The sequence below is a fragment of the Mesorhizobium sp. M00.F.Ca.ET.216.01.1.1 genome, assembly GCF_004010325.2.
In the GTDB taxonomy this organism is placed as follows: domain Bacteria; phylum Pseudomonadota; class Alphaproteobacteria; order Rhizobiales; family Rhizobiaceae; genus Mesorhizobium.
The window spans coordinates 111,540-127,394 of record NZ_SADR02000008.1 but is presented as its reverse complement, the minus strand read 5'-3'; the positions used below and the strand labels follow the sequence as shown (position 1 = coordinate 127,394).

The window sequence follows — 15,855 nt, the reverse complement described above, 5'->3', positions numbered from 1 at the left end:
TTGCCATGAACGCACAGGCCGCTGAGGTGACCGAACACGCCAACCGTCGAGCGGGTGGCCGCTTGGGACGCAAGGCGCTGCGGGGAACTCCCATGGCGTCGTTTCCGACCCTAGTCCGTAAGATTCCGGTGTATCAGATGGTCCCGGATGAGGCGGTGGAGCTCATCCACCAGGAGTCGCTCAGCATCCTCGAAGAAGTAGGCTGCGAGTTCCGCGACGACGAAGCCATTGCAATGTGGAAGGCCGCCGGAGCGGATGTCTCGCAGACAAGAGTCCGGATCGACCGCGCCCTCCTGATGGAACTCGTATCGAAGGTCCCGTCGGAGTTCACGCTCAACGCGAGGAATCCCCAGCGTTCGGTGCGCGTCGGCGGTAACAACTCAATATTCGTACCCATGTACGGAGCGCCGTATGTGCGCGACCTCGACAACGTCAGGCGTTATGGCACGCTCGCCGACCTTCAGAATTTCCATAAGCTCGCTTACATGGCGCCAGCGTTGCACTCGTCGAGTTCGATCATCTGCGAGCCGATGGAAATCCCGGTGCCGAAGCGTCACCTCCACATCATCCATTCAGCGCTGAAGCACTCAGACAAGCCGTTCATGGGCATCGTGACGTCCAAGGAACGGGCGGAAGACACGATGGCAATGGCAGGCATCGTGTTCGGTGAGGACTTCGTCCGGGACAATTCGGTGCTGGTGGCGATCACCAACTGCAATTCGCCGCTCGTGTGGGATGCCACCATGCTGGACGCGATGAAGGTCTATGCGCGCCACAACCAGCCGCTGATCCTTGCGCCCTTCGCGCTCTGCGGCGCCTCGACTTCGGCCTCTGCCGTCGGTGCGGTCGCGCAAGTCAATGCGGAAGCGCTGGCGGGCGTCGCGTTCACACAGCTCCTGCGTCCGGGTTCGCCGCAGATCTATGGACAGTTCATGGTTACGGTCGACATGAAGACCGGCGCTCCCATGGGCGGCACGCCGGAGGCCGCCCAGATGATGTATCTGATGGGAGCACTGGCGCGGAAATACCAGCTGCCGTGGCGCACGTCGGGCTTCCATGTCGGGTCGAAGCTGAACGACGCCCAGGCGGGCTACGAGGCGAACATGCTGATGCATGCCGCCATCCTTGCCGGCGCCAACTACATCTGGCACTCCGCCGGATGGCTCGAGGCCGGCCTGACCTGCGGCTATTCAAAATTCGCGACGGACTGCGAACAGCTTGTTGGCTGGTACAAATATGCGGGCGGACTCCCGTTCGACGATTTCAAGGAGGCTATGGCGGCAATCCGCGAGGTAGGCCCCGCCGGCCATTTCCTTGGCACCCAGCACACGCTCGAACATTTCGAGTCGGCCTTCTTCATGCCCAGCATGATGGACTTCAATTCGTTCGAACAGTGGAAGGCTGAAGGGGCCAAGGACCACGACACGCGCGGTCGCGAGAAAGCGCGCAACATGCTCGCGGATTATGAGGAGCCGAAGCTCGATGAGGGTATCGCCGATGGTCTCAAAGATTTGATCGCGCTACGCGAGGAAAAGCTGCCAGACAGCGTTAGTTGAAGACGTGAGGGGAACAAAAGGGAGGAAAAAATGACACTCTTCAGAAGCAACGGTGATCGCGTACCGAGCGCCATCGAGACGATGGCTAGCGACGCGCGCGCAGGCCGAGTGGATCGACGCGAGTTTCTGGCGCTGGCAAGCGCCTTCGGGGCATCGACGGCCCTTGCCTACGGTATGATCGGTCTTGCTGTGCCGGAACGGGCTTTGGCCGAAGAGCCGAAGAAAGGCGGAACGCTGCGCGTATCGATGTCGGTGAAGGGACAGAAGGATCCGCGCACTTACGACTGGGTGGAGATGGCAAACATCACCCGCACCTGGCTGGAGCCGCTTGTCCGCTACACGCACCAATTCACATTCGAGCCGGTTCTGCTCGAAAGCTGGGAAATCAATGACGACGCTACCGAATACGTCTTGCATGTGCGCAAGGGCGTCACCTGGAACAACGGCGATGCTTTCAACGCCGATGACGTGGTCTACAATTTGACGCGCTGGTGCGAGAAAGCTGTTTCCGGCAATTCCATGGCCGCACGCGTCGGCGCGCTGATCGACGCAAAGACCGGCAAGGCCAGGGATGGCGCGATCACCAAGGTCGACGACAACACGGTCAAGCTTAAGCTGAACGAACCGGACATCTCGCTGATCCCGAACTTCACCGACTATCCGGCGCTCGTCGTCCACCGCAAATTCGATGCCGACGGCGCTGATCCGATCGCCAAGCCGATTGGCACCGGGCCATTCGAGCTGGTGTCTTATTCGGTTGGCCAGAAAGCGGTCGTCAAGCGTCGTGAAAATGGCAAGTGGTGGGGCGGTGAAGCCCCGCTCGACGGCGTGGAATTCATCGACTACGGAACCGACTTCAACGCCTCGGTGAATGCATTCGACTCCGGCGAAATCGACCTCAACGCCGAGACGCCCGCCGACTTCATCGACATTCTCGACAAGATGGATCTGGTGAAATCGGAGGTCGCGACGGCGACGACGCTCGTTGCCCGCACCAACATCACCCACAAACCCTATGACGACAAGCGGGCGCGCAACGCCCTGCAGATGGCCGTCGACAACAATGCGGTGCTTGAACTTGGCTATGCCGGGCGAGGGACCGTCGGTGAGAACCACCATGTCAGCCCGATTCATCCGGAATACTACCCGCTGCCCAAGAAAACGCGCGACGCCGCTGGTGCCAAGAAGCTGATGGCGGACGCCGGGCAGGCTGACTTCGAGCATGAGCTGATCACTGTCGAGGACGATTGGCAGAAGAACACCGGCGACGCCATTGCCGGCCAGCTGCGCGATGCCGGGATCAAGGTGAAGCGCACGGTGCTGCCGGGTTCGACCTTCTGGAACGACTGGACGAAATATCCCTATTCCCTGACGATCTGGTACATGCGCCCGCTTGGCGTTCAGGTGCTGGCGCTTGGCTATCGCACGGGCGAGGCCTGGAATGAAACGGCGTTCTCGAATCCTGAGTTCGACGCCAAGCTCAAGCAGGCTCTCTCGCTCGTTGACGTGGAGAAGCGGCGCGAGGTCATGAAGGACGTCGAGCAGATCCTGCAGGATTCGGGCGTCATCATTCAGCCGTTCTGGCAGAAACTGTACTGCCACATGAACAAGAAGGTGAAGAACTACAGTATCCACCAGACCTTCGAGATGGATCTCCAGAATGTCTGGCTGGACGCGTGAGTGAGCTGCCGGGGCGGTGATCTGTGCCAGCGCTCGGGGATTTATGGGCCGCAAAAAAGCCGGGTTACAGGATTCGTGGTATTGAACGGTTCCCACCACGAAAGCCTGGAGATTAACGGATGAGACTGACTGTGCTTGCCGCCGCCCTCTCGATCGCAGCGCCCGCGGCCGCCTTGGCCGGCCCGGCCTCCAACGCCGTGAAATTCTTCTACGTTCCGGCGGTCAAATTCGAGGCCGACGCCAAATACCGCGACCGTTTCACCGAACCGGTAACGAAACTGTTCGATCTCAACGACCAGGTGCAGAAGGCGAAGCCCGACGAAGTGCCCTGCATCGATTTCGCTCCGGGTCTCGACGCGCAGGACTTCGACCAGAAGACGGTGGCGAAAACGCTGAAGCTCGCCGAGGCCGTCGACGGCGACAGCGCCGAGGTGACGGCGACGTTCAGCCTTTTCCCGGAAGGCGATGATTCCAAACGCGAAATGGTCTGGTCGCTGAAGAGAGTCGACGGCAAGTGGAAGATCGCCGACATCACCTCGAAGACCAGCGGCTGGACGCTGAGTGCGCTCGAATGCCTGGCCGGTCAGGCCCCGGAGTGATGCGATGGCCCGCCCCCGCCTCGTGGCGCTCTCGGTCGTGTGCCTGCTGACAGCGGGCGGCGCCGCCGCCCAGGGCTTGTTCGGCGCGCCACCTGCAAACGCACCGGCTGAGAGTGCTGCGCCCGCAAACCCGCCGGCTGCTTTGCCGCCGGCAGAAAGCGCGCCGGCCGCACCGGTGCAGCCGGGTTCGCCGACGGCGATGGTGAAGCCGTTCTACGAACATGCCGGGCTTGAGCTCGATCCGGCTCAGCGCAGCCATTTCGTCGATCCGGCGAAGTCGGTGCTCGACAAGAGCGATGCGCTGCGGAAATCGGGGCAGGGCGAATGCCTCGATCCCAACATGGCGCTCGACAATGCGGAGTACGAGAAGGCTGAGATCGACAACAGCCTGAAGACGATTGAAGCGGTCAAGGGCGACGAGGCCAAGGTCGTCGTCGCCTTCGTCGCCGCCGGCAATCCGCACCGCCTGGAGTGGAAGTTCAAGAAGGTCGACGGCGACTGGAAGATCATGGACCTTCTGTCGGTGACCGGCGAATGGGCGCTCAGCCAATATCAGTGCGAATAGGCAAGCGATGAAGATCACCAATATCCGCGTCACCCATGTCAATGTCCCGTTCGATGCCCCGTTCTGGTGGACGGCCGGCCTCTATGGCGGCGCCTCGAAGTCGATCATCGAGGTCGAGACCGACGAAGGCGTGGTCGGCCTGGGCGAGGCGCCATGGTGGCATTTCGGCGAGGTGATCAAGGCCGAGATCGCGCCGGCGCTGATCGGCGCCGATCCACTCGACATCGCCGATTGCGAGGCGCGCTGTGTGCCGCCCTGGCAGATCACTGCCAACACTGGCGAGAATGCAGCCTCCGTGGCGTTCGGCGCCGTCGAGCTGGCGCTGTGGGATATCAGAGGCAAGGTGTTCGGCATGCCGCTCTACAAGCTGCTTGGCGGTGCGGTGCGCAAGGACATTCCGTTTTCGGAATATTTCGCCTTTCGTCCCGCGCAGGGCGGGGCGGGTGGCGAGATGACGCCCGAAGCGATCGTCGACTACTGCCTGAAGATGCGCGAGCAGCACGGCTCGACGATCTTCGAGGGCAAGCTGATCATGGGCGATCCCGAACTCGAAATCAGGACAGTCCGGATGCTGCGCGAAACGCTGGGCGAAAAGGCTGAGATCAAGCTCGATTCCAACATGCAGTGGTCGCTGACCACGGCGCGCTGGGTGCTGCGCGAGATCGAGCCATTCAACATCCGCAACTACGAGGATCCGGTCGCGACCTTCGAGGAGATGGCGGCGCTGCGCCAGCATTCGCGCATTCCGTTTTCAACCCACATTCCCGACCTCAGACGAGCAGTCGCGCTCGGCGCCCCGGATTATTTCGTCTGCAATTTCGCGGCACTCGGCGGCCTGTCGAAAACCCTGAAATTCATTGCCGCCTGCGAGGCGATGGGCAAGGGGTTCTGGTGCTATTCGAACGATCTCGGCATCATGACTGCGGCTTATCTGCACGTCGTGGCGGCGACGCCGTGGATCACCGAAGCGTCGCAGTCGCTGTTTAGATGGCAGATCGGCGATGTCATCAAGGACGGTCCGTTCCGGCAGACCGGCAACACGGTGCGCGTGCCGGAGGGCAACGGACTGGGCGTCGAACTCGACCCCGCTGCGATGAAGCGCTGGGCCGGGCACTTTGCCGAGCACGGGCCGATGGGCCATTTCAATGACCCGAACAATCCCGGCCGTTACCGGCGGCTGCCGCTCAACTGATGCAAAATCAAGTGTTTGGACGTCCTTGTTCACCCGCGCCCGCGATAGGGTGCGACCCCTGTGTCAGGCAGCCAGGCGCCTTCCGGTGGCGCGCCGGTCTGCCAGAACACGTCGATCGGAATGCCGCCGCGCGGATACCAATAGCCGCCGACGCGCAACCACAGCGGCTTGGTCGCGGCGACAATGCGACGGCCGATCATGATGGTGCACTCTTCGTGGAAGGCGCCATGGTTGCGAAACGAGGTCATGAACAGCTTGAGCGACTTCGATTCCACCAGCGCGGCGTCGGGCGCATAGTCGATGACGATATGGGCGAAGTCCGGCTGGCCAGTGACTGGGCAGAGCGAGGTGAATTCCGGGCAGGTGAAGCGGACGATCGCTGGCGGGCCGTCGCCGCGCTCGAACGGCACGGTCTCCAGGACTGCTGCATCGGGGCTCTGCGGCGTCTCGACCTTGGTGCCGAGCTGGGTAAGGTTTTTGGTTTCGGTCATGAGCGGGATCCTTGAATTTTTGTCGCTCATTAGCACAATTTGAAACAGCAGGAAGACGATGACCACCAACGATCCGCTTCTCCAGCCCTATCAGCTCAAACATTTGACGCTGAAGAACCGGGTCATGTCGACCAGTCACGAGCCGGCCTATTCCGAGGACGGCATGCCGAAGCAGCGCTACCGGCTCTATCATGCCGAAAAGGCCAAAGGCGGCATGGCGCTGACCATGACCGCCGGCTCGGCTATCGTCTCGCGCGACAGCCCGGCTGCCTTCGGTAACCTGCATGTCTATGACGACAGGATCGTGCCATGGCTTGCCGAGCTGACTGACGCCTGCCACGAGCATGACTGCAAGGTGATGATCCAGATCACCCATCTCGGCCGCCGCACCGGCTGGAACAAGGCCGACTGGCTGCCGGTGCTGTCGGCCTCGCCGGTGCGCGAGCCGGCGCATCGCGCCTTTCCCAAGACCATCGAGGACTGGGACATCGAGCGCATCGTCGCCGACTACGCCGCAGCCGCCCAGCGCTGCCAGGCCGCCGGCCTCGACGGCATCGAGTTCGAGGCCTACGGTCACCTAATGGACGGCTTCTGGTCGCCGGCCACCAACCAACGCGACGACGATTTCGGCGGCTCGCTCGACAACCGCTTGCGCTTCACCGGCTTGGTGCTCGATGCGGTGAGGGCGGCGGTCGGCCAGAAATTCGTCGTCGGCATCCGCATGGTCGCCGACGAGGATTTCGAGAAAGGCCTGTCGAAAGAGGAGGGCGTCGAGATCGCCAAGCGGCTGGCGGGTTCCGGCAAGGTCGATTTCCTCAACATCATCCGCGGCTCGATCGAGACCGATGCGGCGCTAACCAGGGTCATCCCGGTGACCGGAATGCGTTCGTCGCCGCATCTCGACTTTGCCGGCGAGGTGAGGGCGGCGACGAAATTCCCAACCTTCCACGCAGCGCGGATCTCCGACGTTGCCACCGCACGCCATGCCATCGCCACCGGCAAGCTTGACATGGTCGGCATGACCCGCGCCCACATCGCCGATCCGCACATCGTCAGGAAGGTGATGGAGGGCCGCGAACACGAGATCCGACCGTGCGTCGGCGCCACCTATTGCCTCGACCGTATTTATGAAGGCGGCGAGGCGCTGTGCATCCACAATGCGGCGACCGGTCGCGAGGCTGATATCCCGCATATCATCCCGAGGACCGAAGGGCCGAAGCGGAAGGTGGTCGTGGTCGGCGCCGGTGCCGGCGGGCTGGAGGCGGCGCGCGTCGCCGCCGAGCGCGGACACCAGGTGACGGTGCTGGAAGCATCGAGCCAGGCCGGCGGCCAGGTGCGGCTGGCGACGCAGAATCCGCGCCGCAAGGAGCTGATCGGCATCATCGACTGGCGGTTGGCCGAGCTCGACCGGCTCGGCGTCGAGATCCGTTACGACACCTGGGCTGAGAAGGACGACGTGCTGGCGCTGTCGCCGGACGTGGTGGTGGTCGCCACCGGCGGCCTGCCGCAAAATCCGCCGCTGGCGACGGGCGACAATCTCGTCACCTCGAGCTGGGACATCATAGCAGGCAGCGTCAAGCCGGCCGAAAACGTGCTGCTCTATGACGACAATGGTGGCCATCAGGGCATGGGTGCCGCCGAGCTCATCGCAAACAGCGGGGCAAGGCTGGAACTGGTTTCGCCGGAGCGCTTCTTCGCCCCCGAGATGGGAGGCATGAATCACGTGCCTTATATGCGCGCCTTCCAGGAGAAGGGCGTCACCATCACCATCAACACACGGCTGCGGTCGGTGCGGCACGAGGGCAATCAATTGGTCGCCGAGCTTGCTTCCGACTTCGCCGACGGCTGGCGCGGCGAGCGGCGGGTCGACCAGGTGGTGGTCGAGCACGGCACGCTGCCGCTCGACGACCTCTATCTGGCGCTGAAGCCGCTGTCGAAGAACGGCGGCGCGGTCGATTACGAACGGCTGGTCAGCGGCGGCGACATCTTCCCCGAGCGCAATCCGCAAGGCGGTTTCGTGCTCTTGCGCATCGGCGACGCGGTGGCCTCGCGCAACATCCACGCCGCCATCTATGACGGCATCAGGTTTGGCTTGCGGATCTGACGATCGTCACCGCTCGATTGGTGGCGCGCAGTCGAACCTCGGTGCGGAGAGCCACCAGGCACCTCAGTCCGGTCTGCGCGCCGCGCACGCCGCCGGCCTGCGGCCGGACACCGTACGATCTGTCAATTGCGATTGTGGCAGGCCGCTCAAAACATCCTGGCGGTGGCCATGCAGAGCACAGTGATGACCAGCAGCCCGCCGGCGATGCGTTCGCCTCTTGTCATCTTCGCGCGCAACTGGGTTTGCGTCGCCGCATCAGCGCCGGCAAGCTGCCGGCTGGCGGAGCCGACCAGCGCGCCCTGAACCCCGGCGGCGATCAAGGCTGTCAAGATGCCCAGCGCCAGGACCTGCTCCATCGAGCCGAAAGAGCCGTTGTGGAAGAAATACCAGAGCAGCAAACCGGTGAGGAAAACCAGGCCGGCCGCGCCCATTTGCGGCCGGAAGAAACGTTCCGCCCGAATCTCCGGTTCGCGGGCAACCGCGATGGTCGTGCCGGCCCAGAACACACCCGCCATGACGTGAAGGCCGAGGACGATGATGTAGACATATTGCATGACCGCATTTCCTCTCTTGCCCACCGCTAGCTATATAGATAGATATCAAATGATTAGATGTCAATGTATAAGCTCGAACCAGTTCCATAGGCCTTGGCCTTGTTCTAGTGTCGGATCATGACGCTCTTTGACCGCCCGCCAATCGGGATGAATCTCGCCCGCACCGCCAAGCTGGTGGCTCAGGCCTTCGACGCTGCCCTCGTCGAGGCCGGCGGCACGCTGCCGGTCTGGGTCACTCTGCTGTCGGTCAAGTCGCGGGAACTCGCCAACCAGCGCGAGCTCGCCGGCATGATCGGCATTCGGGGCGCAACGCTGACCCACCATCTCAACGCCATGGAGACGCAAGGCCTGCTGACGCGGCGCCGCGATCCCGAGAATCGCCGGGTCCACCAGGTGGAGCTGACCGAAGCCGGAGAGGCGCTGTTCCTGAAATTGCGTACCGCCGCGTTCGCCTTCGACAAGCGGCTGCGAAAGGGATTATCCGACGACCGGCTGGCGGAGTTCGCGGAGGTGCTGGCGGCGCTGCGGGCCAATGTTGAAGGCTGATCAAGCGTCTTGTTCTACAGGGTCCGCAATGCTATATGACCACAATGGTCATAAGTTAGGACGCAGCATGCGCGAAATTCAATTGAAGGATGCCAAGGCCACGCTTTCAGCGGTGGTCGATCAGGCGGTCGCGGGAGAACCTGCCATCATCACACGTCACGGCCGCAAGCAGGCCGTGATCCTGTCGTTCGAAGACTATCAACGGCTGTCGCGGGTACCGAGTTTCGGACAATTGCTGGCGGCATTTCCCGGTGACAAAGGCGATATTCCGCCTCGTTCCCGCAAACCTGTTCGCAAGGTTGCGTTGTAAAGCGGTCGATCAGCCCTGATGTTTCTGCTGGACACGAACATCATCTCCGCAATCGCTCCGGCCAGGAAGGTTGATCGGGCGGCGCTGGCGATATGGCTCGATAAAGCGAGCGAATACCTGTTCCTGTCCGTTGTGACCGCGTCTGAAGTTGCCGCCGGGATAGCGAAGGCCGAGCGCGACGGCGCGACGACCAAGGCGGCTTTGCTGCGCGACTGGTGGCAAGCAGTCGAGCATCTTTATGGAGAAAGGATTCTTCCCTTCGATTTGCGCGCCGCACATGCCGCCGGGTTCATCCTCGATCGGGCAAGAGCCCATCGGCCGGGGTTCGAAGACATAGCGATCGCCGCTACGGCCGAGGTCCACGGTTTGACGATACTGACTGACCACGAGCGTCATTTTGCGCCACTTGGGATACCAATGCTCAATCCGCTGAAGCACTTGCCGACATTGCGATAGTCACGGCAAATCGGCCCCATCTCGCTCTAGGCCAGGCTTCCCTGCAGCACCTTCAGCCTGGCCTTCTTCGGGCTCCGCGCCATCAGCCATTCGCGTGCCTTGTCCTGCGGCATCGGGAAGGCGATGGAATAGCCCTGCACCTGATCGCAGCCGATCGCCATCAGCGAATCGAGCTCGGCCTCGGTCTCGGCCCCCTCGGCGACGATCGAGATCCCAAGGCCGCGGGCAAGCTCGGTGATGGCGCGCACGATCTTGCTGTTGTCGCCGTTCTCGTTGATGTTCTGGACAAAGCGGCGGTCGATCTTCAGCCGGTCGATTTCGTTCGGGTTAACGTGGCTGAGCGAGGCATAGCCGGTGCCGAAATCGTCGAGCTCGAGATGCACGCCGGCGGCGCGGATGTGCCGCAGTTTGGCCGCGATCCCGGTCTTTTCGTCGTCGAGAATGACAGATTCGACGATTTCCAGCGACAGTTTCTGTGGCGCAAGGCCGGCCTTCTCCAGCGTCTCGAACAGGAATTTGTCGAAATCTGGCTCGCGCAGTTCAGTGCCGGAGACGTTGACGGCAAGCCGCCCGAAGGCGATGCCGGCGCGATCCCACTCGGCTGCTTCGTTGATCGCCTTGGCGATGACGATACGGCCGATGTCGGGCATGAAGCCGCATTTTTCGGCAACCGGGATGAATTCGCCCGGCGAGATCATGCCGCGCTCGGCATGTCTCCAGCGCACCAGCGCCTCGATGCCGCTGATCGTGCCGTTGGTCAGCGAAACCTGCGGCTGGAAATAGACCTCGAACGCCTTTCCCGAAATGGCGACGCGGATGTCGTGCTCGAGCTGCTTGCGGTAGTCGAGTTCGCGCCTGAGCTCTTCGGAGAAGAACGAGAAGCTGCCGCCGCCCAGCTTCTTGGCCGAGTAGAGCGCCAGATCTGCGTGGACGAGCAGGTCCTGCGCATTGTCGGCGTCGACCGGATAGACGGCAATGCCGGCGCTGGCGCCCGGAAGAATAGTCGTGCCCTGGAAGAGGATCGGCTCGTTGATCTGCTCCAGGATGCGCCGGGCAAGCATATGGATGTCTTCGGTGCCACCGGCGCCGTTGAGGATCATCACGAATTCGTCGCCGCCGAGCCGCGCGCACAGATCCGAGGCCCGGCAGGAATCGCGCATGCGCTGCGCGGTGATGACCAGCACATAGTCGCCGGCGGCGTGGCCGAGCGTGTCGTTGATCTGCTTGAACCGGTCGAGGTCAAGCTGGATCACCGCCAGGCGCTCGCGCCGACGGTGCGCCCCCTTGATCAGCGTGTCGAAATGATCGGTCAGGAAGGTGCGGTTGTGCAGGCCGGTCAGCCCGTCATGCACGGCGATGAAGGCCATGGAGTTGCGGGCATCGATCAGTTCGTGCGTCTTGCGCAGGATGGCGTTCGACATCGGCCGGAAGATGAAAAGCGCCACCAGCACGATGACGCCGATGGTGGCGTAGAACAGTGTGCGGTGGAGATCGAGTAGTTTCTCCGACCGCTCGTTGGCAAAGGCGCTGATGCGCTGGCCAAGTGCTGCATAGCCCGACAGTGTTGCATTGGCGACGGAGGCGTCGAGGTTGACGCGCTCCTCCCCACCCTTGTAACCGCCAACGGCTGTCATGTTGAGCCGGGACTCGAACGACGAGACCAGGCGTTCGCCGTTGGCAATGAGCCCTTCCGAAAAATAATCAAGGTGGAACGGCTTGGCGAAAAGCACGCTCTCGATCGATCTCGGATCGGACCGTGCCGGCGACATCGGATCGGCCCCCGTCTGCTTGAGCAGCAGATCGTAATTCGTCTCGAACTCCGCGGTTGCCTGCTTGAGTGCGGCAACCAGCGCCGGCTGCTTGTCGCGCGAGGTAGCACCGGTTGCACCCGCGAGGAAGACGATGCGTTGCGACAGCGCCTTTTGCGTGCTGACGATATTGAGCAGCGTATCGTTGTGCTGTTGGGCGGCCATCATCTGCTGCAGCAGGATGAAGGAGGCTATCACCATGGCCGCGATGATCAGCAGTGCCAGCCAGTAGCCGCTCTTGATCAGCATTATGAGCTTGCGCGAAACGCTTTGCACCGGCTGCTGCGACATTTCTGGGTGACCCCTCCGGTCAACGGATTCCTGCCATGGACTCCTGGCGAGAAGACCATTGACTTGAAAGAGTTAACAGGTTTGGAAGCCGGGGGAGCGGCCACGCCGGCAGCCAAGGAAAGCTGGCGAGATGGTTATCGCGGTCTTTCGCTGCGAGCCCGCATTTGAGCATCCGCCGGCAGCGGCACCCGTCATGCATGTCGCCGAACGGTTGTATTGCTTTGCTGCTGATCTCTGCCGCGCCACCGAAGCGGTCGCTTTTGCGATGGATTTTTCGTCCGCGCGGGGCGACAGTCCTCGTCAATCCAAACAGGATCGGATCATGACCTCGGCATTCCTCTCTCATATCGACAGCGAGCTTCAAGGCCTGAAATCGGCGGGGCTCTACAAATCCGAGCGGGTGATCACCTCGACGCAATCGGCCGAGATCGAGGTCGGCGGCGACAAGGTGCTGAACTTCTGCGCCAATAACTATCTCGGCCTCGCCGACAGCGCAGAACTGCGCGAGGCGGCCAAGCAGGCACTCGACCGCTACGGCTATGGCATGGCCTCGGTGCGCTTCATCTGCGGCACGCAGGAAGAGCACAAGCAGCTCGAGGCCACGATTTCCTCTTTCCTTGGCATGGACGACACCATCCTCTACGGCTCATGCTTTGACGCCAATGGCGGCCTATTCGAGACGCTGCTCGGCGAGGAGGATGCGGTCATCTCCGATGCGCTCAACCACGCCTCGATCATCGACGGCGTGCGGCTGTCGAAGGCCAAGCGTTTCCGCTACGCCAACAACGACATGGCCGATCTGGAAGCGCGGCTGAAGGAGGCAAGGGATTGCCGCTTCCGGCTGATCGCCACCGATGGCGTGTTTTCCATGGACGGCATCATCGCCAATCTGAAGGGCGTCTGCGATCTCGCCGACAAATACGACGCCATGGTGATGGTGGACGACAGCCATGCGGTGGGCTTTGTCGGCAGGAACGGCCGCGGCTCGGCCGAGCATTGCGGCGTCGAGGGTAGGGTGGACATCATCACCGGCACACTCGGCAAGGCATTGGGTGGCGCTTCCGGCGGCTATACGTCGGGCAGGAAACAGGTGGTCGACTGGCTGCGCCAGCGTTCGCGGCCCTATCTCTTCTCCAACACGCTGATGCCGGCGATCGCCGGCGCCTCGATCCGGGTGTTCGAATTGATCCGCAATGGCGATGCGCTGCGCCAGCGCCTCTATGCCAATGCGGCGCGGTTCCGGTCGCAGATGGGCAAGCTCGGCTTCACGTTGGCCGGCGCCGATCATCCGATCATCCCGGTGATGCTGGGCGACGCGACGCTGGCGCAGGAGATGGCGGCGCGCATGCTGAAGTGCGGTATCTATGTGATCGGCTTCGCGTTTCCGGTGGTGCCGAAGGGCCAGGCGCGTATCCGCACACAGATGTCGGCGGCTCACTCAGGCGCCGATATTGACCGCGCGGTGGCGGCGTTCGCAGAAGTTGGGCGCGAACTGGGTGTGATTGGATAATCGCGGATGCTTTTGCTCTACGGCGCCCCCCTCTGTCCTGCCGGACATCTCCCCCACACGGGGGGAGATCGGCTTCCATCTTCGCTTTCGCCAATCGCCCACGTGGGAAAAAGGGCGCGGCGTCGGGACAGCCAATCTCGCTCCTCGTGGGGGAGATGTCCGGCAGGACAGAGGGGGGCGCGAAGGAACTCAATCTCTCAAAGTGTCGGGAGACCCTGATGTCGAACATGATGAAGGCGCTGGTCAAGGCCAAGGCCGAGCCGGGCATCTGGATGGAAGAGGTGCCGGTGCCGGAAATCGGCCCCAACGACGTGCTGATCAAGATCAAAAAGACGGCGATCTGCGGCACCGACGTCCACATTTACAATTGGGACCAGTGGGCGCAAAAGACCGTGCCGGTGCCGATGGTGACCGGCCACGAATTCGTCGGCACGGTCGCCGATTTCGGTGCCGCGGTGACCGAATACAAGGTCGGCCAGCGGGTGTCCGGTGAAGGCCATATCGTCTGCGGCCACTGCCGCAACTGCCGGGCGGGCAGGGGGCATCTCTGCCGCAATACGCTCGGCGTCGGCGTCAATCGGCCGGGTGCCTTCGGTGAGTATCTGGCGATTCCGCAGCACAATGTCGTGCCGATCCCCGACGACGTGCCGGACGAGGTCGCCGCAATCTTCGATCCACTCGGCAATGCGGTGCATACGGCACTGTCCTTCGATCTTGTCGGTGAGGACGTGCTGGTCACCGGCGCCGGGCCGATCGGCATCATGGGCGCGCTGGTGGCACAGTGCGTCGGCGCGCGAAAGGTGGTCATCACCGACATCAACCCGGTGCGGCTGGCACTGGCGAAAAAGCTCGGCGTCCAGCATGTGGTCGACGCGTCGAAGGAAAAGCTGCGCGATATCATGCCGGCGCTCGGCATGACCGAAGGTTTCGATGTCGGTCTCGAAATGTCGGGCGCAGCGCCCGCCTTCCGCGACATGATCGATACCATGAACAATGGCGGCAAGATCGCCATTTTGGGTATCGCCCCGACCGGCTTCGAGATCGACTGGAACAAGGTCATCTTCAAGATGCTGCATCTCAAGGGCATCTATGGCCGCGAGATGTTTGAGACCTGGTACAAGATGATCGCACTGGTGCAGGGCCCGCTCGATGTCAGAGGCCTGATCACGCACCGCATCGGCATCGACGACTATATTTCCGGCTTCGAGGTGATGAAGAGCGGCAATTCGGGCAAGGTGGTGATGGACTGGTAGATGCCGGCCCCTGGGCTCAAAACTTCCACCGACGCCGTACAGAGGGATGAGACTGCCCGATCCGCTCGGATACAGGCACAAAGTGTGTCGCCTGGTGAAAGCTGGCTCTGAATGTGTGCGACTGCGCTGGCAGCGCTATCGCAGCGGGCTTTGGCAGTGGCTGTCCGCCCTGCCGCAGAATTCTGTTTGTCATCAGCCATTTCACGGAGCGGGGCCACGCGTAGTTCGCACCCATGCGAAGATCGGTAAAACTCTCCGAAACAGGTCTCCCGGTTTCAGCGTCAAGGATGCGAATGAACATAGTATGCTCTGTTCGGTTGAGTGGCGGGAAGTTTTCACGCAGTCTCGCTCGAGCTCCGTCGTTCAGAGTGTTTGGCTTTTGACCCTAAGCCTTGCTTGAGGCAGGCTGGTCTCCAGCGCAGCCAGTCCGCTGGTGACCGCTGCGTGCTCATCGGCACTCAGCCTTGCCAGCAATTCCCGTTCGAAAGCTTTGGCCAGCGGCACCATCTCGCGATAGGCGGCATGGCCTGCTGCGGTCAGAGTCAGATGCTCGATGCGTCGGTCTTTCTCATCCGCGGTTCGAATTAGCCAGCGACGCCGTTCGAGCTCGGCCACGGCGCGCGAAACCTTGGTTTTGTGCATGGCCGACTGTTCGCCGAGTGCCGTCGCCGTCATGGTGCCGTGCTGTCCGAGCCCGGCCAGCGTGCGCCATTCGGGACGCGTGAGGCCGTGACGGTCCTTGTATATCCCCGAGAATTCCCGGCTGACGGCATCGGCAAGACGATAGAGCCGGTAGGGCAGGAAGTTCTCCAGCTCGAGGATTTCCGGTTCCATGGTTCCGCATCCGGCAGGGCATCAGAGGATTGATAGTTACATTTTAGATGGTTACAAATGAAACCAGTTTGGTCAATCCCAGAGCCCATGTGCCGCAGGACGCGCA

The 15,855-nt window shown here is 62.2% G+C and carries 15 protein-coding genes; 11 read left to right on the top strand and 4 right to left on the bottom strand.

Translation table 11 applies throughout. From position 1 onward, the window contains the following. Positions 1-5: 5 nt before the first annotated feature. The 5 genes from EN859_RS12915 to EN859_RS12895 all read left to right on the top strand — a co-directional run bounded on the left by EN859_RS12915 (position 6) and on the right by EN859_RS12895 (position 5,592). Positions 6-1,556 (top strand): trimethylamine methyltransferase family protein, encoded by a 1,551-nt coding sequence (locus EN859_RS12915; protein WP_127854480.1) that lies wholly within the window; start codon positions 6-8, stop codon positions 1,554-1,556. A gap of 30 nt (positions 1,557-1,586) precedes the next feature. Next, positions 1,587-3,236: an ABC transporter substrate-binding protein gene (locus EN859_RS12910; RefSeq protein WP_127854479.1), complete on the top strand. Its 1,650-nt coding sequence runs from the start codon at positions 1,587-1,589 to the stop codon at positions 3,234-3,236. A 119-nt stretch (positions 3,237-3,355) separates the two neighbouring features. After that, the gene (locus EN859_RS12905; RefSeq protein WP_127854478.1) at positions 3,356-3,835 is read left to right on the top strand and encodes a DUF3828 domain-containing protein; all 480 of its coding nucleotides are present in this window, start codon (positions 3,356-3,358) and stop codon (positions 3,833-3,835) included. Positions 3,836-3,839: 4 nt separating this feature from the next. Next, entirely contained in the window at positions 3,840-4,400 is a 561-nt protein-coding gene (locus EN859_RS12900) for a hypothetical protein (RefSeq protein ID WP_127854477.1), read from the top strand. Positions 4,401-4,407: 7 nt separating this feature from the next. Further along, on the top strand, positions 4,408-5,592 hold the full coding sequence (locus EN859_RS12895) for a mandelate racemase/muconate lactonizing enzyme family protein (RefSeq protein ID WP_127854476.1): 1,185 nt from the start codon (positions 4,408-4,410) through the stop codon (positions 5,590-5,592). A 29-nt stretch (positions 5,593-5,621) separates the two neighbouring features. Here EN859_RS12895 and queF read toward each other — a convergent pair whose 3' ends face one another. Next, positions 5,622-6,083 (bottom strand): preQ(1) synthase, encoded by a 462-nt coding sequence (gene queF, locus EN859_RS12890; RefSeq protein ID WP_127854475.1) that lies wholly within the window; start codon positions 6,081-6,083, stop codon positions 5,622-5,624. A 58-nt stretch (positions 6,084-6,141) separates the two neighbouring features. Between queF and EN859_RS12885 the strand changes: the two genes are divergently transcribed. Next, positions 6,142-8,187, top strand: a complete 2,046-nt coding sequence (locus EN859_RS12885; RefSeq protein WP_127854474.1) for an NADH:flavin oxidoreductase — start codon at positions 6,142-6,144, stop codon at positions 8,185-8,187. A 146-nt stretch (positions 8,188-8,333) separates the two neighbouring features. On the opposite strand, the gene EN859_RS12880 is transcribed toward EN859_RS12885, so the two are convergent. After that, on the bottom strand, positions 8,334-8,741 hold the full coding sequence (locus EN859_RS12880; RefSeq protein ID WP_127854473.1) for a hypothetical protein: 408 nt from the start codon (positions 8,739-8,741) through the stop codon (positions 8,334-8,336). A 117-nt stretch (positions 8,742-8,858) separates the two neighbouring features. Here EN859_RS12880 and EN859_RS12875 point away from each other — a divergent pair, with 117 nt between their 5' ends. The 3 genes from EN859_RS12875 (at position 8,859) to EN859_RS12865 (ending at position 10,053) form a co-directional block, all read left to right on the top strand. Beyond that, positions 8,859-9,287 carry a MarR family transcriptional regulator gene (locus EN859_RS12875; protein ID WP_127854472.1) on the top strand — a complete coding sequence of 143 codons (429 nt, stop codon included), beginning with the start codon at positions 8,859-8,861 and terminating at the stop codon, positions 9,285-9,287. A gap of 67 nt (positions 9,288-9,354) precedes the next feature. Continuing rightward, a complete protein-coding gene (locus EN859_RS12870; protein WP_127854471.1) occupies positions 9,355-9,597 on the top strand; it encodes a type II toxin-antitoxin system Phd/YefM family antitoxin in 243 nt (80 codons plus the stop codon). A gap of 18 nt (positions 9,598-9,615) precedes the next feature. Next, positions 9,616-10,053 (top strand): PIN domain-containing protein, encoded by a 438-nt coding sequence (locus EN859_RS12865; RefSeq protein WP_127854470.1) that lies wholly within the window; start codon positions 9,616-9,618, stop codon positions 10,051-10,053. 26 nt (positions 10,054-10,079) lie between these two features. Here the strand turns inward: EN859_RS12865 and EN859_RS12860 are convergent, their stop codons facing one another. Then, positions 10,080-12,152 (bottom strand): EAL domain-containing protein, encoded by a 2,073-nt coding sequence (locus EN859_RS12860; RefSeq protein ID WP_127854469.1) that lies wholly within the window; start codon positions 12,150-12,152, stop codon positions 10,080-10,082. 322 nt (positions 12,153-12,474) lie between these two features. On the opposite strand from EN859_RS12860, the gene EN859_RS12855 reads away from it, so the two are divergent. Together EN859_RS12855 and tdh are read left to right on the top strand one after the other, a co-directional pair. Beyond that, entirely contained in the window at positions 12,475-13,662 is a 1,188-nt protein-coding gene (locus tag EN859_RS12855) for a glycine C-acetyltransferase (RefSeq protein WP_127854468.1), read from the top strand. Between the two features lie 218 nt (positions 13,663-13,880). Next, on the top strand, positions 13,881-14,915 hold the full coding sequence (tdh, locus tag EN859_RS12845) for an L-threonine 3-dehydrogenase (RefSeq protein WP_127854543.1): 1,035 nt from the start codon (positions 13,881-13,883) through the stop codon (positions 14,913-14,915). A gap of 363 nt (positions 14,916-15,278) precedes the next feature. On the opposite strand, the gene EN859_RS12840 is transcribed toward tdh, so the two are convergent. Then, on the bottom strand, positions 15,279-15,749 hold the full coding sequence (locus EN859_RS12840; RefSeq protein ID WP_127854467.1) for a MarR family transcriptional regulator: 471 nt from the start codon (positions 15,747-15,749) through the stop codon (positions 15,279-15,281). Positions 15,750-15,855: the final 106 nt, after the last annotated feature.